Raw genomic sequence first — 17,793 nt, forward strand, 5'->3', positions numbered from 1 at the left:
ACCTCATACCTTCACCTGCCGCTGACCTCTGCGGCGGTCGGGAGCAGGCGTGTGCGCCATTCCCCCCTTGGCGGAAGGTGCGTATCCGGCGTTGTCCTCATCATCCTCTTTGCCGTACCGCTTCAGGATGCTCCGCTCCAGCGCCTGACGGCTGGCATAGACCACCTTCCGCTGGGCGCGCTCCGGCACGGCATACGGTTCCTCGAAGGTGATCCCCCAGTCCAGAAACAGCCGCAGCCTTGTTCGCATGGGATGGCTACCGGTTTTCATGACGATAAAGCTACCCTTGGGAATGGATTTGAGTTCATCCGGGGTAAGCAAGGGGCGCTCCATCATCTGCAAGGATTGGCTGGGGTCGTTTTTCCCGCGGTTCACCGAGCCGGACAGCACTGTACGGCTACCCAGGGATTTGGACAGCACCTCGGCAGTCTGGCTGTTAGGGGCGAAGCCGCCGAAGATGGTATCCTGGCAGTTGTCCTGAATGATTTCGCAGCCCTCCTTGCCATAGTTCTTTTCGAGCTGCGCAAGGCTCTGGATGATTGGCACCAGTGTCAGCCGCCGGGATCGACCAGCGGAGAACAGGGGCAGGATCTCAAAGGGCGGCATGGTGCCCAGCTCGTCGCAGAACAGTACCACACGGTTCTTGAGCTTGCCGCCGTTCTCATCTGCCACAGAGAACAGCTCACGGGACAGATTCTGGATCATCAGCCCCGCCATGAAGTTCTTGGTGGTATCCTCCTCGGGCAAAATGAGGAAGATGGCAGACTTCTCCGAGGCAAACTTTTCGGCATCAATGGCACTGTCAAAGCACAGTACCTGCTCCAGCTCGGAATCCAGGAAGGCATTGAGTCGGGACAGCACTGTGGACATGACCGACGCCATAGCCTGATCCGCAGAGTTAAGAGCAGCGCCGGCGAACCATCGAGCCTTATGCTCAGAGGGCAGCTTATTCATGAGAAGCTGAAACCGACTCTTACCCTTGACGCCGGAAGGATCCAGCAGATCCTGCACCAGCTTGAACACTGACACGATGTGCCGGCACTCGGTAGGCTCCTCCGGCGTAGGCGGCAGGAACTCGGCAAGCAGGAGAATGGTGGCGGTGAGCAGTCCTTCTGCGGCATCATAGAAAAATGCGTTTTGTCCGTAGTTGGAGGCATCGCCCTCGGGATTGACAATGGTTTTGGCGAGGATCTTGGCATACTTTTCCGCCTTAGCTCTGGCTGCGAGATTGTCAGGCTCCTCTCTGGCGATATCCATATAGCGGTTGACCAGCGTCAGCAGATTATTGCCGTCCGAGCGGGTGGGATTTCGCAGGTCGATCACCGACACATTGTAGCCATAGTATTTTTTGGCAATCGTGCCATAGTTCCGTGCCAGGTCTCCCTTTGTGTCCAGAGCAAGAAAACTCATTCCGCTGGCGCAGGCGTACTCCAGATTGGGGTACAAAAAGAACGCTGTCTTTCCAACGCCGGATGCGCCAATCATCAGGCAGTGGATATCGTCGCTGTCCACCAGCGCCGTGACATGGTTTTTACCGCCTGTGCTGCCGAGGATGAGCCCCTGCTCCTTGGGGCGACCATGCCCATGTCGCCAGCCATTGACATCAAAGGGCACATGGGCAAAGGTTTCCTTGATTTCTTTGTCCGTTGCCCAGCGTGCCGTCCCGTGCTGACCGTCGCCCACGGTACGGGATTTGATTCCGTTGAGCGTATAGTGGTGGGACAGCAGGGACAGTCCGCCGATGACAATAAACATGGCGGCGCCTGCCGCAATCAGAATCCAGATATTTGACAATATGTTTGCACCTCCTCCTGTGCATATTCTGAAACGAGATCCTCGTTCCAGTCCTTATGTTCCGGGGTAAGCCGATCAGCGCGGAGTCCCCGGTCTGCTATCAGCTCCACCATGCGCTCGCTTGAAGTGTGGCCGGCCTTGTCGTTGTCGAGGCATAAAAAGACCTGCCGCAGTTGCGGCAGGCCGTCAATCATATTCAGTACGGGGATAGACGAGGTTCCGCAGCATGCCACATAGCTGTGTTGCTCCCATCCGTCCGGATTGAGAGTAATATACGAAAGCATATCAATCGGCGCCTCAAAGACGAAGAGCTGATCATCTTCCCCAATATGGTGGAAGCTATAACGGAGATCGCAACCCTCCACATTGATGCGGAAGGCTTCGCCATAACTGTTGGTGCTGCGCTTGTGGGCGTGCCGGGGGACTCCGTTTTCGTCCGTTCCTACAAACACACAGTTGTGATACTTGGCATCCTCATAGAGCAATCCTGCCTTTACAAAATGGGAGATGACCTCACGGTCAATACGCCGCTGCTTGAGCAGATAGGCATATACACGGCGGCAATCCCCATTGATCGGCGGAAGCTCGAATGGTTTGGGCGGTTCTTCCTCCTGCGGTTTGGCGGTAGGATATTCCACTCCTTGTTCGCCGTCCAGCAAAAGAGACACCGCTTCGGGGTAACTGAGACCGTAGAAGTCCCGCACAAAGGAAATGGGACCGCCGCCTTTTTCGGTGGCGTGGTCGTACCACTCGCTGCCGCGGATGGTGACACTGTGATCGCTTGTCATGCGTTTCTCTCTGCCCGAGCGGGTAAGCTTTTCACCGCGCATACGGAGGAACTCCTCCAAGTCAACGGAGGCGGCACGGTTTTTCTGTTCCTCGGTAAAATGGATATAGGGCATTTGGCACCTCCTTGTTGTTATTGTTTCAGTTCGGGATCTGCGTGGTCGTCCGGCTTATGACCCATCGCCAGACGCTTTTGCATCAGCTTTCGCCGGCGTTTGGAATCAATACGGAGGCCGGCAGGGTTGGCAGGCGGCTGAGCGTTGCCTCGAAAAATATTCGCCATGTGACGGAGCAGTCGGGCTGCTGCCAGCAGGACAGATGGGTTGCGAAACTGCTCTATGCGCTCCAGAAAGAATTGCGCATAGGGATTGCCCTGGGTGGCGGAGGCAGTCAACCACTTTCGGGCGGCTTCTTCGTCCCTTGGCACATCCTTGCCCATCAGATAGAGCTTGCCGAGGGCATACTGCGCATATTGGTTTCCCCGATTTGCGGAAGCAGTCAGATGCTCGATTGCTTGCTCCACATCCTTGGGGACATCCTCGCCGGTAAGATACAGCTTGCCCAGACGATAGTTCGCATAACGGTTGCCCTGTGCCGCCGCCTTTTCATACCATGACACAGCTTCACTGATCCGTCCCTGACCTTGCAGGAGCTTGCCAAGGGCATATTGGGAATAGTCCAGCCCTGCCTCGGCAGCGCAGCGAAACCATTTCTCCGCCTGCTTTTCATCGGGCGGATCACAGAGTCCGTCCCGCCAGACCTTGCCGAGCTGGTGAGCTGCTGTGAGGAAGCCCTCACGCCAGAGCCGCTCCAAGGTATCCACCGTACTTCGCTTCTCCTCCTGCACGAGCGTGTCATCGGTGAGGATTGCTTTTGCTTTCCGGTAATCAGATGCCAGCTCATATACCCGCTTGGTGTTGGAAGCTCTGCTGTCAGGGACATCCTCCTCCGGCTCATCCTGCATATCCTCGTCCTCGAAGGTGTGGACGCCAAGGCGGATGTTCTCTGCCTCCCGAATGATCATGTTCTTGATTGCTCTGAACTCTTTTTGCTGAGAGAGGGGCAAATGCTCACGAGGCCTGGTCTTGTAGTAGCTCTCCAGCGTATCCCGCAGATCGTTCCATACGGAATAGCAATCTGCCACCGGCTGGAGCTTTGCCAACTCGTCCACGACGGCGTCCACCTTCTCCTTGAGAGGTTTCTTCAGGTAACCATACACCTTCTTGCCGGTGACGGAATCCAGATCCTGTGACAGCTTTGCCATCATCTGCGCAATGACGGGGCTGTCACAGACAGTGCCCTCCATCTGTATGATCAGCTCCCGCATGACCTGCTGTGCTTTTTCGGTGACCTCTTTATAGGAGATATCCTTTTCCTTGTACAGCGCATAGAGTTCATCCTTGAAGATCTCATTGGTGAGCGCCGAGCGCATGGCGGCAATTCCGTTTGGGTTCAGGTAGCCCTGTTTGGGATCATCGCTCCATACCATCATGTGGATGTGTGGGTGGTGACCTTCATCGTGGAAGGCAGCGTACCAGTGGAAGCCGCCTATTGGAATCTGCATGGTCTTTGCTATCTTCTGCTTCTGAGACAAAATGAGCTGCCGCCACTGAGCGGCGTTGTCATAGCCGAGCCGGGCTGCATCCTCTCGGCGCAGGGAGTAGATGAATGTCCAGACCCGACCGCCGTGACGATTCAGTTCCTTTATCGCCGCTGGGAGGGACACCGAGTCGCTGCCGCTGAACAGCCCGTGTTCGCCTTTACGCTCCACACGGGGACGGGTGGCAATGTACTTCATGTAGCCATCCGTATCCTGCATAGAGTGGGCGTTGGCGTCCAGCGCCATGGTGATGAATGCGGAGGCGTTGCCGAAGGTGGGCGTGGCTGTGTAGTCCTCGTACTCAAATAGCTCCTTTGCGCCCGGGAAGTCACTGAGCATCTGCGCAATGAGCTTCTTCTGATTCTCAGTGGCAGGACCGTTGCCATGGAGCTTTTCAACATTCTCACGGGTGGCGATGTACTTCATATAGCCCGCAGCAGTACCACCGCTTTTGATGTAGCCGCTCTTTTGTATGAGCTTTGCCACGGCTTACAGCCCCTTCTGGAACTTGAGGATATCCTTGAAGGAGATTTCACCGTTAGTGCGCTTGGCATCCTGGACACAGCGCCCGCGGAGTCTGTCCAGTGTGGGTGTGTCCACATCCGTATCCGATGCGATGATGTGCATCATCATGGATTCCTCGACCGTCAGCTTGAACAGCATTCGACCAATCCGGTCACCCAGCACGCCCAGTTTGGCATCCAATGTTTCGCTGAGCAGATACGGAAGGTAGTCATCCGCCTTCTGCGCATTGAGGTAGCCGAGGTAAAACTCCACGGCCTTTTCCACGAAGTCACTCTGACTGCCGCAGTTGTCCGCACGATAGCTCGCCTCGATCTGTTCCTTGACTGATGGGGTAAAAAATATTGTAGATCTTACTTTTCCTTTGACCATATTTCCTCCTAAAATGGGTAGGAACCACTGTCAAAACCCTGCGACAGCGGCATTTTCTCGAAAGAGAGCGTTCCACAGCCCTTTTCATGGGCGTAAGGAACGACCTGCCCCATGTCCTGAAACTGCCCGCACTGCGGGCAGAGGTGAGCCGCCCGCCGCCCAGAGAGCGGCGGGCTTTCTCCTGCTTTTCCTCGCCCACGGTGGTTTCCTTCCTAAACCGTGGCGCACGGTGCCTGTTTGGTTGGCCGGTGGGTGTTATCCTTACCCTCGGTGCAAGGGCGGCACACAGGGCGCACACGGGGCTGACAGAGTGCTTTTGTGCCAATGCTTTGGTTGTAACTGCCAAGGGCTCCCCATGCTTTGGGGAGCCCTCGGTGGTTTTGGCTCTTCAGCCTATTGCGACCTCCGGCAGTTCTCTTTCCGCAGGCGTCTTTTCAATCCAGTCCAGCAGGTTCTGGCATTCCGCCAGCTCACCGGCGAGGCGGAACAGCGCCTCACGCTGTTCCGGGGCATTCAGTTGGACCGCTGTCTCGAAGAGATCCCACACATTGTCCAGCGTTTCTGTGCCTGCGGCGTTCATAGGTAGTTCCTGTTCTGGAAGGATGTGATCCACATTCTCTCCAGCGGCAAGCCTGCGGAGCACATCCCGCTCCTGTTGGATGAGCGCCAGGTTACCATCGGTCACCTCCAAAGGCAACTCCCACGCTTTGCCAATCAGAGTGATGGCTTTCTCGAAGTGGGACACGCTGAGGTCAGCGCCCTCGCTGGTCTTGCTGACATAGTCACCGTGGATCACCATTAGGGCGAGTGCCTCCTTCGCAATCCTCGTCTGTAGCTCCGATGCTCTTTCGCTTGTCATTTTACTTTTCCTCCAGTATTTTATTTGCCACTCTTTTGCGGCTGTCAACACAATGGCACATCCTCGCCGAGAAGGCTATTCAGCAAGGCCAACGAAAACGCAACCAATAGATTTTATAGAACCGAAAAATCAACAATCATGGTCATCTGTTTTGTGCTGCCCTGTGGCTGTGCGGAGATAAAATGTCCTCATCCGTTCCTTTGGCGGGATCTCACCCAATCGGTCATAGCACCAGTCCGCCGCTGCCATCGCAGCCCGTAAGGGAATATCGAACCACTGCTCATGCCATTTGACTGAAAACACACCACGGTCAAAATCTATCGAGGTGGTGCAGGCTGAAAACAGTTCAGGAGATTGTGCTACGACTTTCACTTCCGGAAATGCTTTGTGCGTCATACTTCCAGTCTCTTTGTCTGCAGCGGCAATGGAGCAACGCCGCGCAATGAACAGCGGATCGGTGTATCGGTTTGTCAGGATGCAATCGGTATCTCCATCCTCGGTGATGCTTAGAATCGAAGGTGAGAGATTTGGATTTTCTGAGTTTGACATTCTTCACGCTTTCACATCTGCGGACTCTGCTGTCCGCCTGTCTGCTCAGAAAGATACTGATTGCGCAGCTCGTCCAGACCGCAGCCAAATTGCTGCTTGCAGTATTCCTCCATCCTGGGCATCAGGAATGCCTGTTCCTCATCGCTGAGTTGATACTTGTAATCCTGCTCCGTTCCATCATCCCGTACCAGATACACCTCCAGCGTGTCGCAGACGCAGCCAAGCTCCAGATCGTAGTTGGCATAGACATTCAGCCAGTCATCGTTTTCATCGGTGCAGACATGGGTGCCGAACACTGCGTCGGCATCGAAGGTCACATCCATATAGAACTCCAGCAGGTGGTCGTTCTGCATGATGTCTTGGGAGAAGGAGATATCCCCAGCGCGCAGTTCCCGCTGACCGCGAAGATACAACGCTTCCGTTTCAGCGGTGAGCTGCTTTCCATCCAGGCGATCCAGGAATACCCTCCAGCGGTTTTCCAAAGACGCATAGCTTTTTTTCATGGCATAATAGGAAGCGGTGCTGATATCCTGAATGCGGAAGCACTGCCAGCCGTCCATGATGTTGAGCGCATCGAAGCGTCCCTTATCAAAATCAATGTGGAAGGCTCCGGTCACTCGTCCGGTATTGTCCAGCCGCTCCCGCACATAGGTATCAAACTGTTCGGCAGTGATACGCTCACCGAGGGAGAACAATCCGGTGAACCTTGCAGGAGAATTTTCCGATGGCTTGCGGAGATATCTCCGCAGCAGTACGGCGGCTTGGAGCAGTTCCAGATTTTCCTCCACCAGAAAATGAACGGACTCGCCACGCTCCGTCACATGGAACACGGCGAAGCGCCGTCCTGCTTCCGCAGCTTCTTTGTTGCGTTGCTCCTCCTGCCAGATTTCTGTGCTGATGCGCTCATACTCCTGCCGGGGAAGCTGGTTGCACATCTCATCAACGACATTCTCCAGATGCTCCTCCAGCGTTTCATCTTTCAGGTGACGGCTCAGAGCGTCATACCAACGCTCATCAAGCCAAACGACAATTTCTCTGCTGCTCATTGAACCACCTCCGCTTCTTCGGTAGGCTTCGGCACAGCCGGTTTGGGGGCACGCCTCGGTTTAGGTGCAGTGGGAGCCGGTGCGTCTGCCTCATCAATGTACTCCCGCACGGGAGCGGGGACATATTTCTCATAAAGCTTCGTCAGCGCATCGGTCAGTTCCGCTTCCAGATCCAGTTCTTTCTTGCCCATATAGCGCCGCAGTGCGGCGAGCTTCTCCTCCTCGAAGGAGATTGCCAGGTTTCCTTGTTTCATCTCTGACCTCTCTTTCGGAATAATTATTCCATTTTCATCTGTGGCGCAGAATCATCTATGCCAATGTCAAAACCTCTTTTGCAAAGCGCATCACTGAGTTTTCTGAAGTCCGAATCGTAATCGAGCAAAGGGCTGAATTCCCATTCCTGATTGGCAGTAAAGACATAGACGAACTCGATAAAATCATCACTGTCAATCATTTCATCAAGGGTTCTAATCTCTGCGGGGAAATCCGGCCCATCAAAGTCTCTGCCATATGCAACAGTAACGCCTTTCTGGAAGCTTTCATTTGCATTATGGGGTCTGCCGGGATCGGGTGTTATTTTTTCACCCAGCACATAGATATCTCCAAGAGCAAGTAACGAGTCTAATTTCTCGGATGTGTTATAGTGTTTGAGAAGAAGTTTGCCAACCATTTCGGGATATCCATCTAACTGACAGTAGATTGATTTGTACTGCTGGTTGTCGATTTCTTTTGCTATGTAGCATCGTGTACCCATTATATTCACCTGCATTTCCTTAACTATATTCTATAAATGGTATCTCCAGCCAGTGGGTCCAGCCTCGGCCTTCGAGCTGCGTTTTGACCACACCGTATTTTGTGCCCATAGCTTCCACGACCTCGCCGTTGCCCACATACACACCGATATGCCCCTCATGCCAGACGGCGATGCCGGGGATATCCGGCATCGTGTCAATCGTGCCGGAGACGGATGCGCTGTAGTACATCTGGTCGGCACCGTAGTCAGGCATTCCGTTGGTTCCGTACTCGATGCTCATGGTTTCCGTGTCAAGCCAGCCGTAGCCCTTAATGAGCCCCACGCAGTCGGTGGTCCGACCGCCAAGCCAGTTGGCACGGATAAAATCTGCATAGCCGCCGACACCGTCGGGGTACTGCTCCAGCTTGTATGCGAAGAGCGAATCGGTGAGGACGCAGCCATAGGTACCCCAGACATAGCCCCAGCCGGACTCCCATGCGTGAAGAGCGTATGTGGCGAGGTCTGCCGCATTCTTCGTGGTAGGGTCAACGAACTCCGAGATCTCCAGTTCGATGCTCGGGTCACTCCCGCGCAGGTAGTTCCCGTCATAGCTGCCGCCGCCTGCGGGTCCCGCAATCATGGTATAGATGTGGTTGATATTGCTGCGGTCATCATCTGTGACCGCTCTGCCAATGACGGAAGCAAGATTGGCGTATGCGGATTCCAACGAGAGCGGGACCGTTACGGTATAGCTTTCCTCTGTAGTACTCGTTGTGCCGTCCTCATTCTCCACAGTCACCGTTTCAGTTCGTTCCTCTGTCGTATAGAAGCAGCCGACGAAATTGTCCGCAGCTCTGGCGGACGGTGTATCCTCGCCAAAGCAGAGGGCATAAAAAACAGCCTTGACTCGGATCGGGTCAAGGCTGTTGCCGCTCTCCATCTGGCTGTTCACACCGGCGACCGCCGAATCCAGAAGGGAAAACGCAGTACGCATATCCTCTACATGGGTGCGGTATTCAACCGGGAGGCTCTCGGATAGCTCCGTTGGATAGAAGCAGGTTTTCACCGCCATGTTGTTGCTCTCGGCGCTGCCGCTGCCGAAGGAACAGAGGAAAGCGATGAGCAGAATGACTGGGGAAAAGACCGCCACCAAGATCCAGCCGATTGCTTTCCTTGTTTTCGGATTGGTCAGCAGCGTAGCGGCAGCTTTGGCGGCGGCAACAGCAGTCGCACTCATCAGCGGCCACCTGCTGTGCCGAACAGCTTTTCTTTATACGCCGGGGCATGAACCTCCAGCAGATACCGCTCATTGCCGCACTTGTACAGGCACACGCCGCGCTGGGGGAACTTGATGAGGTTGTACTCGCTCTCCTCCAACTGAAGCATATCCATGTAGGACTTCTTATCGATGGAACCGGCGTTGAAGAGAAACTGGTGCGGTGGGATGGAGAACAGCGGCTTGGTCATCTCACGGATGCCCTCCTGGTCGAAGTCCTCCAGATTCTGCGAGGCCAGCAGCATGGCGGATTCCTTCTTACGCACACGCTTGAGGCAGTTGCGGATGTACTCGATGGCGGTGGGGTTGGAGAGCCAGATATACAGCTCGTCCAACGCCGCCACCGTATTGCCTACTGTGATGAGCTTATCCGACATATAGGAGAGAATGTTGAACAGCATGGCGTTGCGGACATTCTTTGCCGCACTGAGCATTCCCTTGACACCGAAGACCAGGAAGCGGCTGGAGGTGATGTTGGTGTGTCCGTTGAAGAACTGCGCGTCTGCGCCCTTGCACATGGAGTGAAGCCCCAACAGGATCTCCCGCAGGAGCTGCTCGGTGTAGAGCTGGTGCTGTCCCGGCTGATACGACTGGAATTCGCTCTCGATCAGATCATAGAGGTCGGAGAGAATGGGATAGTCCTCCGGCCGGAGCTGGGTGAAGTTGGTGTGGTCGTTGATGCCAAACTTCTCATACAGCCTGCCCACCATGATTTCAATGACATCGATCTGGGCGTCGCTGAAATCCTTGTACGCCCTGAAAAAGTCTTTGAGGAAAGAGATGTGCTGGGCAAGGCGTGTACTTTTGCGGAAGGGTTCAGGTGCGGCGGTATCGTCCGGGTCGCTGCCCTCATCCCAGCATTTCGGCTCGAGGATATTGATGAGGTATTCACCCGCCATGAGGTCGGCAAAGCAGCCGCCCACAGCCTCGCACAGCTCCCTTTGTTCATGCTCCACATCCAGGGAGATAGCAGACTTGCCGGACTCCAGCAGGTTCAGGAGCAGGAGCTTCATCAGGTAGGACTTGCCCTGACCAGAGTTGCCAAGGATCAGAATGTTTGCCGAGGTCTTGTCCTCGTCACGCTGGTCGAAGTCCACCAGCACATTACTTCCGTACTTGTCCTTGCCGATATAGAAGCCCTTGGCATCGGTCTTGCCACTGTAATTGAAGGGATAGAGATTTGCCACAGAGCTGGCCGGCAGGACACGCTCGAACTGTGCGCCGAAGGCATTATACCCAACAGGGCTGACGCTCAGGAAGCCCTGCTGCTGACGGAGCAGGAGTCTGTCTACATTGAGCTTGCTCCGCACCAGTTCCGTCAGCACATCGGTCTGGAGCAGCTTGAGGGCGTCATAGTCCGGGGCAGTCAGCTCGATATAGACTGCACAGTGGAGCAGCGGTTCACGATTGCGGTGCATGGATGTGACCAGCGTCGCTACATCCTGCAAATTGCTTTCTGCGGTCACGGTCTGCTGGAGGTCGTTGGTGTTGGAGCGGTTCATGCGGTTCTTGTTGGCAGCGTTGTGGATAATCTTTTTTTCCTCTGCCGCTGTCACCTGCCGGGTATAGATACGCAGGGTGACTCCGTCCTTTTCTCCCAGGTGACGGAGGATTGCCTGCTCGTCGGTGCTGGTGGGGTACTCCCGCAATGCCCAAGCACAGCGATAGGTGTTGCCGAAGATATAATGGTCGGCGTTGAACTTCACCACCGAGGGTGCGATCATATCCAGATAGGACTTGATTTGGGATTCCGCATCGCTGTGCGGTACGGATCTTTTCGTCTGCTTTTTCATTGTGGTACCTCCTTACTCTCCCACGATGACCCAACGGTCGCCGTCGTAGTCCTCGTACTGCTCGGTGGTCACATCCTGCTCAAAATAAATGCCCAGCATCCGCTTGATCTCCTGCTCACCGGCACGGCTGACGGAAAACCCATTGTCCTTGATGGTTTTCTCGATGCGGGAGAGGTAGGGGAAAATCTCCGACACCTTCTCGTTGCGGAGCCGGACAATGATATAAAACTCACGGGCAGATGCCATCAGCGCCTGAATGCGGTCGAGATGGCTGCTGTCCTGTTCCAGCAGGCGTCGGAGCGCGGGAAGCTCCTCGGCTTCCATCCGGCCGGCGTAGAATCGCTTGTTGTCCTCGAAGGACTCCTTGGAATTGATCGCCAGCATTTCGATCTCTGCCAGCCCCTTTACCACATTGAGCAGGGCATAGATCCGTGCGGTCACGCCGGAGTCAGGCAGGACGGAGATATTGGTGGGCTTGATGATAAAAAACACCAAGTCGCCCATTCTCGTTGCGATGCAGTAGTCTTTGATATCTTCAATCCCCATGAGCTGCCTGGTAGACTGACTGCCCTCTTTTTTCTTCTTTCTGCTCATGCGTCAAACCTCCATTCGTAGAATTGCTGTTTTGTAATCAGGAAAGCCGTGGCGTAGCGCAGAAAGCTCAGGATGCTCGTCCCATCGAACTGGATGCTAAGGAAGGCATAGACCGCTGTTGCGATTAAGGGGATGAAGATTCCCGTCTGGGTCAGCGCCAGTACAGAGAATAAAAGCCCCACACCGATGATCCCGATGTCCCGCAGCTCCCACAGCCACATGGTCGCCTTTGCGGTCAGGTTTTCAGGGTAAATGTACAAGCTGTCACCTCCAAAAATGAACCGCCGCAGATAAAATCATCTGCGGCGGTATTGCTATATTGATGTTATTCCTCGGTCTGCGCCTTATCCTCGGCAAGTGCCTGCTGGATCAGCCCGATCACGAACTCCTTCTGCTTGAGACCGTGCTTTTGAAGGTACTCCTTCAGTTGGAGGAACAGCTCCTCCGGGATCTGAAACGCCATCGTTCTTGTTTTATCCATTGCTTTTCCATCCTTTCCGTTGAAATGCTCGTTCAGTACCTGTTGAACATACTCACTGAGTGTCTGCCCCAATTGGTCCTTTTCCTGCATGACCTGGGCATGGAGGGCTTCGGGGATTGGAGCACAGAGGTTTTTCATATTTTCCATTTTCTCACCTGCCAATCTGTTATTTGACGCTCTCACCGTTCTGCGGCAAAGCAACTATACCGAAGCCCATCAGATAAAGCTATATCCAAAAGCAACGAAGAAGCACGGGGAAAGCGAAGCACAAAATACTAAGCGGACATATCCGACATCTGGAGCGCAAGGGCGATCCCACGCATTACATACTCTACACAGGGAATGGCTACAGAATTGCCCAACGCCTTGTATCGGGCAGAGTCCGAAGCTCCGGGCAGATCTGTCCAGCCATCGGGGAAGCCCTGTAAACGCTCGCACTCCAGTGGTGTCAAACGGCGGATGAGCAAGGGCGTTTCCACAATGAGCTTGTCCTGTGATACATACTGACTGTTAGGACCCTTTCGGTCACTGCTGGTCAATGCGCCGACGCTCTCCTGATAGATGAGGTCAGTGGCATCCTTGTGCTGCCGGGCGCTTTGGGTACTGGCAACTTCGTCGCCCTTGAAAACATCCACTCGCTGACGGCTGAATACCGCATGGCGGTCTGTGGCGGTCAGCGTATAGGAGATTTCCTCCTGACAGCCCAGTCCGTTGCCGCCATTTTGCGGTTGCCGGTCAATGATATTTCCGGAAATGCATAGCGGATGAGTGTCAGCATCCGATACCAGTGGCAGGTTATTGCCGCCGGTGCCTGCCCTTGCTGAGAGCGTGGGAACTGTCAGGTGCGGGCCGGTGTACCGCGCGTCGATGCCGTGGTTTTCAAACACCAGCGGCTGATGCCCATGTTCCTGCGCCCTCAGCGTGCCGGTCATTTCCTCAGTACATTCCATGACGCTGCCGCCCTGGTCATTGAGGCAGAGGACACTTGGCACCATGTTCGTGCCGTTCTCGGCTGCCTTAAGGGTGGGCGCACACTCCTCTTGATAGCCGATCCCACCTGCCGTGGGAGCAGCCCCGGCGCAGAACCCCGCTGTCAAAATGCATGGGTATCCCTGACCGGCTTGACCACCACCGGCAGCAAGCGATGTATGGCGCTCCGGTGTCAGGAAGCAATCGCCATCTCCTTTGCTCACAACTCCTGCGACAAAGGTCTGCTGTTTCATTCCCGGCTGTGCCTGGAGCGCACCGGCTACATCACGCAGATCCCGGACTTCATCCCTCTGATTTGCCGCAAACGCAATGGGTTGGATGAGTCCATTCCTGCCAGTTGACATTCCGCAGTTGACGCCCAGTGTTGCTGCGTTGTCCCCTGTCAGGTCGCCGTTGTAGCCGTCAAAGCCTGTGGGCTGTTCCGGCAGCGTCACAACAGTCGGGACAGAGGCAAGCCCCGCCTGTGCCATCAGCGCAGCTTTGAGCTGTAGCGGAAGTTCCTTGCCACGTTCTTTCGCTCTCCTGAGAATGCCCAAGCAGGCTGTCTTGCTTAAATAGTACCTTTCCGGCACTAAGCCCTGCAAAATCTGCGACAAGGAAGATACGACGGCGGCGTTGGGCGACGCCCCAGTATTGAGCATCGAGGACTCGCCACGCCAAGGAGAAAGCATCTCCCAGTACGATTCCCCCAGCAGATTGCCACGGCCAGGGGTAAGGTCGAGGAACAAATATGGTATCGCTTTTGATTCGGCAGATCTCCTCGAGGACGATGCGGAAGTCCTCGCCCTTTGGCTCTCCGCTGGAGAAGGCTCCTGGCACGTTTTCCCACACCAGATACCGAGGTCGAATAGCGTGAGCTGTTCTGCCTCTGCGTTCATCTTCTGCTCTCATCTCCTTCACGATGCGGACCTGCTCCATAAAAAGGCCGGAGCGGGCGCCGGCCAATCCGGCTCTCGCTCCGGCTACGGAGAGATCCTGACATGGGCTGCCGCCGCAGATGATGTCCACAGGCGGCAGCTTTGCTCCATCTAATTTTGTAATATCCCCGACATGGAGCATACCGGGGAAACGCAGCTTAGTTACCTCGATGGGAAAGGCTTCGATTTCGCTTGCCCACACAGGCGTGATGCCGTTTCGCATTGCGGCCAACGGAAAACCACCAATCCCATCAAAGAGGCTGCCCATGGTTGGTGCGGTCATTTGGCGACCGCCTGCGCAACAGTGCGAGTGGTGTTGACTGCCGCCTGTGCCGTGTAGACCGCACTCATGATGTTGGCGCGGGTCGTGGTGTCCAGCCCGAAGGCTCCGGCTATCCTTGGAATTTCACCGGCCGCCAGCATCAGCCCCAGGCCAAGCAGGGCGTGATCCTTGAATACCATCAGCCCCGCAACGAGGATTGTTGCCTGTAAAAATGCCGTCAGGCACAGACCGATGATCTGTTTGCACCACTGGACAAAGCCGTCTGTATAGCCTCTGGGTACACTGAACATATACAGGCTGCCCACGGCGATCTGGATGAGCAGAATGCCGCCGCGCTTGAGATTGGCGAAAAATACTTTAATCACTGCATAGGCCATCATGATGATACAGAACAAAATCATGATAGGGCTGGTAATGGATGCAAATCCAAACATGGAGCTTGAGGTCATCTCTGTCAGGCTTCCGGTGCCGTTGAGGGTGTTGATGATTTCCCCGGCCGCATCTCCAATGGAGGTGCCATAGCCCGTGATACCTGCGGTCAGGCTGGACTGGAGCGTGACCGACAGCTCATAGAGCCGCACGGGAACTACCGTGAACAGACTCACAGCGAGAAAGCCTTTGATGGCATTGAGCGCCATTTCTTTGAAATTGCCCCTGCCGGAGTTGTACTCGATACCGCACTCGAATCCAGCGACCACAAGTCCCGTCACATACAGCGCCCATGCCAGATAGGAGAAAAACAGAACGATGCTCTGCACCCAATTTTGCTGGAACAGCTCCACGCCCATGTTGCCCATCTCGGCAAAGAAGTTGCCGAGGAAGCCCACGACCTGTCCGTAGAACCAATCCATGATGTTGTCCAGAACGGTGGATGCTACAAAGTCCCATATAAACATTCGATAAGGTCACCTCTTTTCGAGGACCGTAGCTTCTATCCTTGAAACTCATGGAGAGAGTCATGAAAACGATACGGTCCTCTTGTTTTTGCTTAGATCCCGATAATGCCCCAAATATAGAGCGGAGCGGTCAGAGTGAAAACGAGGCAGGCGAACAAAATCGCAGGCGCCGTCCATTCAAACTGACCGCTCTTTCTGTAGTCAAAATACGCCGTGCCGAGCTTGGCAAAGAAAAACACGGCAAGGATCAGGTCAATGGCGGGAAAAACCACCTTGTTGACCACGGTCTTGATCTGTCCAGATGCCGTCTGCCAAGTGCTCTCTACGGCACCCGCTACATCGCCGGTGCCAGCCGCAAACGCTGTAGTGCAGAACGCACAGCACAGAAGAAGGACGACAAGGAGCATGGGGATCATTTTCTTACATTTACGCATAGCTTTACACCTCTTAAAGATTAGATTTTAATGGTTCGGAGCGATGTGCCATTCCTCCCACAGGTTGCCGGATACGGTCAGACTGTCGGTCAGGTTCATGCTCAGCATCCCTGCCGGTGTCCAACAATCAAGGAGCCAGGTATAGGCGGTATAGCTACCGTCCGGGTACCAAATGGGCGTGAAGTGGGTCGGGCGGTTATAGGTGCTGTAGGGATTGTCCTTGAATGTCATTGCGGATCGTTTCCCGCTGACGGTGCAGTCCAACAGCCGCCAGTAGTCCTTATATCCGAACTCGGGGAAATAGGTCACGGCGTTCTGCGCCGCAGTCACGGCGGAGCTTTGATCCGTTGTCACCCTGGCGGTCACTTCCTCTTGAATGCCATAGCCGCTTTTCAGCGAGACGGCGGTGGCTGAGGGCGAGAGGTCGTCCGGCGTTATTTTCATATCCGCCGTCAGGCTGGCAGAATAGCCATTATAGTCGAACTCCCACCAGCCCTGATCTTCCCAATAACCGTTATCTACCCAATGATACCAATCATCCCAATAGCCATCGCTGACTGTGTTTCCGTCTGCGTCAGTATAGGAGGTATCGACCCAACTGCTGTGCCAGCACTTTTCCCATACAGGCACCCATACCCAGTTTTCATGCCACCACGGTGACCAGATGCCCCATGAGGCGGTCGTGGTCTCCGAATTGACCGGCACGGGCGAGGCGGTGAAACTATCGTTGCGGTCATCCGCCACAGGATTGGGTGGATCGTTGCCGTCCAAGTCCACAATATTGGCGGTGATGGTACTCTGCGCCCAGCCGCCACCCCTCGTATTGACTCGTATCGTACAGATACATGGCTCAGAGGGCGTGTGCCATTTTACCCAAGCAAGCTGACTGTCGCCCTCCGGATAGTAGACATTACTCACAGTGTAGGTGGTACCTTGGATGATAAACTCCACGGACACGGGATTGTCGGGGTCAGACTGACCACCGCTGACCTCTACCGAAGTAATGACGTCGGTATCCACACGGTACTCATAGTCGAACTCGCTGGGTTCCTCCCACTCCGTGATTTCGGTAAAGCGCACGATTCCAATCCCCAGCGAGGAGATGATGTCGGAATTGGATGCATGGGTGGAACGGCTGCCACCCCATGCCGGGTACCCCAAGTCAGGGGTTTCCAGAAACAGAGCCAGCGGCAGGTTCTTGTGGGTAAGGGAACCCATATAGCTCCGCAGTCGACCGCTGACCTGCTGATCATAGAGCGCAGCCTCGGTAGCTGTCATAACATACGGCGTACCGTTGTAGAGAAAAGCCGACAGAGGTTCAATGATGAGCTTATATTCGCCTGAAACCAAAGTGTCATAATTAAATCCAGTATCACTGCAAATCCCTCTTAGGATCTGTTCATCGCAGAAATAGCTCTTGATTGCCGCAATACTGCCCGTGCCACTGTTGGTAGCAATGATTTTCGGAAGCTCCTGCGTTGGGATCACATAGCTGTAACTGCCCACAGTAGGATTCAGCCCAGCACCTGCGTTGTACTGCACCTTTGAGACCTTACCGAAATGAGCAATATTGCTTTTATTCCATGCCAGGAGATACTCGGGCGGCTTTATATAATCCACCGGGGTTGTTACAGCTCTCTTGCTTTCAACTTCGATGATTGTCACGCGGACGCCGGAATCGCCGTACCAGATATTTCCCGCAGAGCCATTGCCCAGGCCTCCGCCACCGGTGTCGATGTTCGGGTCGCCTGCCGCATGAGCTGTCATGCACAGACCAAGGCACAGGGAAACGGACAGGAGCAGTGAAAGAATGCGTTTCATAAAAACACCTCCGGAATAAAGAAGGAGCGCAGCCGTTGGCTGCGCTC

18 protein-coding genes and 1 pseudogene are annotated in these 17,793 nt (G+C 54.8%); all 19 read right to left on the bottom strand.

The features are described 5' to 3' along the window. Positions 1-3: 3 nt before the first annotated feature. Positions 4-1,755, bottom strand: coding sequence for a type IV secretory system conjugative DNA transfer family protein (locus tag U8T64_RS05105; RefSeq protein WP_322182037.1), 1,752 nt, complete (start codon positions 1,753-1,755; stop codon positions 4-6). A 17-nt stretch (positions 1,756-1,772) separates the two neighbouring features. After that, positions 1,773-2,696: a DUF3991 and toprim domain-containing protein gene (locus U8T64_RS05110; RefSeq protein ID WP_322181574.1), complete on the bottom strand. Its 924-nt coding sequence runs from the start codon at positions 2,694-2,696 to the stop codon at positions 1,773-1,775. Positions 2,697-2,713: 17 nt separating this feature from the next. Continuing rightward, a complete protein-coding gene (gene mobP3, locus U8T64_RS05115; RefSeq protein WP_322181575.1) occupies positions 2,714-4,666 on the bottom strand; it encodes a MobP3 family relaxase in 1,953 nt (650 codons plus the stop codon). A gap of 3 nt (positions 4,667-4,669) precedes the next feature. After that, positions 4,670-5,074 carry a hypothetical protein gene (locus U8T64_RS05120; RefSeq protein WP_322181577.1) on the bottom strand — a complete coding sequence of 135 codons (405 nt, stop codon included), beginning with the start codon at positions 5,072-5,074 and terminating at the stop codon, positions 4,670-4,672. A gap of 388 nt (positions 5,075-5,462) precedes the next feature. Then, positions 5,463-5,873 (bottom strand): hypothetical protein, encoded by a 411-nt coding sequence (locus U8T64_RS05125; RefSeq protein WP_322181579.1) that lies wholly within the window; start codon positions 5,871-5,873, stop codon positions 5,463-5,465. Positions 5,874-6,062: 189 nt separating this feature from the next. Next, positions 6,063-6,482 (bottom strand): hypothetical protein, encoded by a 420-nt coding sequence (locus tag U8T64_RS05130; protein WP_322181581.1) that lies wholly within the window; start codon positions 6,480-6,482, stop codon positions 6,063-6,065. An 11-nt stretch (positions 6,483-6,493) separates the two neighbouring features. Next, on the bottom strand, positions 6,494-7,528 hold the full coding sequence (locus U8T64_RS05135; protein WP_322181583.1) for a hypothetical protein: 1,035 nt from the start codon (positions 7,526-7,528) through the stop codon (positions 6,494-6,496). Beyond that, positions 7,525-7,782 carry a DUF6103 family protein gene (locus U8T64_RS05140; protein ID WP_322181585.1) on the bottom strand — a complete coding sequence of 86 codons (258 nt, stop codon included), beginning with the start codon at positions 7,780-7,782 and terminating at the stop codon, positions 7,525-7,527. The genes U8T64_RS05135 and U8T64_RS05140 overlap by 4 nt, the downstream gene beginning before the upstream one ends. Before the next feature lie 23 nt (positions 7,783-7,805). Beyond that, on the bottom strand, positions 7,806-8,282 hold the full coding sequence (locus U8T64_RS05145) for a hypothetical protein (RefSeq protein WP_322181587.1): 477 nt from the start codon (positions 8,280-8,282) through the stop codon (positions 7,806-7,808). Positions 8,283-8,301: 19 nt separating this feature from the next. Further along, complete coding sequence (locus U8T64_RS05150) at positions 8,302-9,498, bottom strand: hypothetical protein (protein WP_322181589.1); 1,197 nt, start codon at positions 9,496-9,498, stop codon at positions 8,302-8,304. Further along, the gene (locus U8T64_RS05155) at positions 9,498-11,330 is read right to left on the bottom strand and encodes a VirB4 family type IV secretion system protein (RefSeq protein ID WP_322181591.1); all 1,833 of its coding nucleotides are present in this window, start codon (positions 11,328-11,330) and stop codon (positions 9,498-9,500) included. The genes U8T64_RS05150 and U8T64_RS05155 overlap by 1 nt, the downstream gene beginning before the upstream one ends. Positions 11,331-11,342: 12 nt before the next feature. Next, a complete protein-coding gene (locus U8T64_RS05160) occupies positions 11,343-11,924 on the bottom strand; it encodes a hypothetical protein (protein WP_322181593.1) in 582 nt (193 codons plus the stop codon). After that, positions 11,921-12,184, bottom strand: coding sequence for a hypothetical protein (locus U8T64_RS05165; protein ID WP_322181594.1), 264 nt, complete (start codon positions 12,182-12,184; stop codon positions 11,921-11,923). Before U8T64_RS05165 ends, U8T64_RS05160 begins: the two co-directional genes overlap by 4 nt. 65 nt (positions 12,185-12,249) lie before the next feature. Beyond that, a complete protein-coding gene (locus tag U8T64_RS05170; protein WP_322181596.1) occupies positions 12,250-12,552 on the bottom strand; it encodes a 4-oxalocrotonate tautomerase in 303 nt (100 codons plus the stop codon). Between the two features lie 128 nt (positions 12,553-12,680). Continuing rightward, on the bottom strand, positions 12,681-14,273 hold the full coding sequence (locus tag U8T64_RS05175; protein ID WP_437125992.1) for a DNA cytosine methyltransferase: 1,593 nt from the start codon (positions 14,271-14,273) through the stop codon (positions 12,681-12,683). Beyond that, positions 14,215-14,595, bottom strand: a pseudogene (locus U8T64_RS13910) (DNA cytosine methyltransferase); the annotation flags it as partial. The gene U8T64_RS05175 and the pseudogene U8T64_RS13910, both read right to left, overlap by 59 nt. Next, positions 14,592-15,491 (bottom strand): conjugal transfer protein TrbL family protein, encoded by a 900-nt coding sequence (locus tag U8T64_RS05180; protein WP_322181598.1) that lies wholly within the window; start codon positions 15,489-15,491, stop codon positions 14,592-14,594. The gene U8T64_RS05180 and the pseudogene U8T64_RS13910, both read right to left, overlap by 4 nt. Positions 15,492-15,583: 92 nt before the next feature. Next, positions 15,584-15,925 (bottom strand): DUF3852 domain-containing protein, encoded by a 342-nt coding sequence (locus tag U8T64_RS05185; RefSeq protein ID WP_322181600.1) that lies wholly within the window; start codon positions 15,923-15,925, stop codon positions 15,584-15,586. A 27-nt stretch (positions 15,926-15,952) separates the two neighbouring features. After that, positions 15,953-17,746: a DUF8193 domain-containing protein gene (locus U8T64_RS05190; RefSeq protein WP_322181602.1), complete on the bottom strand. Its 1,794-nt coding sequence runs from the start codon at positions 17,744-17,746 to the stop codon at positions 15,953-15,955. Positions 17,747-17,793: the final 47 nt, after the last annotated feature.

The organism is Neglectibacter caecimuris, assembly GCF_034335015.1.
GTDB lineage: Bacteria > Bacillota > Clostridia > Oscillospirales > Acutalibacteraceae > Acutalibacter > Acutalibacter caecimuris_A.

Coding starts and splice junctions, on each gene's coding strand:
- U8T64_RS05105 (WP_322182037.1), bottom strand. CDS start 1,755: ATGTTTATTGTCATCGGCGGACTGTCCCTGCTGTCCCACCACTATACG.
- U8T64_RS05150 (WP_322181589.1), bottom strand. CDS start 9,498: ATGAGTGCGACTGCTGTTGCCGCCGCCAAAGCTGCCGCTACGCTGCTG.
- U8T64_RS05125 (WP_322181579.1), bottom strand. CDS start 5,873: ATGGTGATCCACGGTGACTATGTCAGCAAGACCAGCGAGGGCGCTGAC.
- U8T64_RS05110 (WP_322181574.1), bottom strand. CDS start 2,696: ATGCCCTATATCCATTTTACCGAGGAACAGAAAAACCGTGCCGCCTCC.
- U8T64_RS05135 (WP_322181583.1), bottom strand. CDS start 7,528: ATGAGCAGCAGAGAAATTGTCGTTTGGCTTGATGAGCGTTGGTATGAC.
- U8T64_RS05155 (WP_322181591.1), bottom strand. CDS start 11,330: ATGAAAAAGCAGACGAAAAGATCCGTACCGCACAGCGATGCGGAATCC.
- U8T64_RS05160 (WP_322181593.1), bottom strand. CDS start 11,924: ATGAGCAGAAAGAAGAAAAAAGAGGGCAGTCAGTCTACCAGGCAGCTC.
- U8T64_RS05175 (WP_437125992.1), bottom strand. CDS start 14,273: ATGAACGCAGAGGCAGAACAGCTCACGCTATTCGACCTCGGTATCTGG.
- U8T64_RS05190 (WP_322181602.1), bottom strand. CDS start 17,746: ATGAAACGCATTCTTTCACTGCTCCTGTCCGTTTCCCTGTGCCTTGGT.
- U8T64_RS05140 (WP_322181585.1), bottom strand. CDS start 7,782: ATGAAACAAGGAAACCTGGCAATCTCCTTCGAGGAGGAGAAGCTCGCC.
- U8T64_RS05185 (WP_322181600.1), bottom strand. CDS start 15,925: ATGCGTAAATGTAAGAAAATGATCCCCATGCTCCTTGTCGTCCTTCTT.
- U8T64_RS05120 (WP_322181577.1), bottom strand. CDS start 5,074: ATGGTCAAAGGAAAAGTAAGATCTACAATATTTTTTACCCCATCAGTC.
- U8T64_RS05130 (WP_322181581.1), bottom strand. CDS start 6,482: ATGTCAAACTCAGAAAATCCAAATCTCTCACCTTCGATTCTAAGCATC.
- U8T64_RS05180 (WP_322181598.1), bottom strand. CDS start 15,491: ATGTTTATATGGGACTTTGTAGCATCCACCGTTCTGGACAACATCATG.
- U8T64_RS05170 (WP_322181596.1), bottom strand. CDS start 12,552: ATGGAAAATATGAAAAACCTCTGTGCTCCAATCCCCGAAGCCCTCCAT.
- U8T64_RS05145 (WP_322181587.1), bottom strand. CDS start 8,282: ATGGGTACACGATGCTACATAGCAAAAGAAATCGACAACCAGCAGTAC.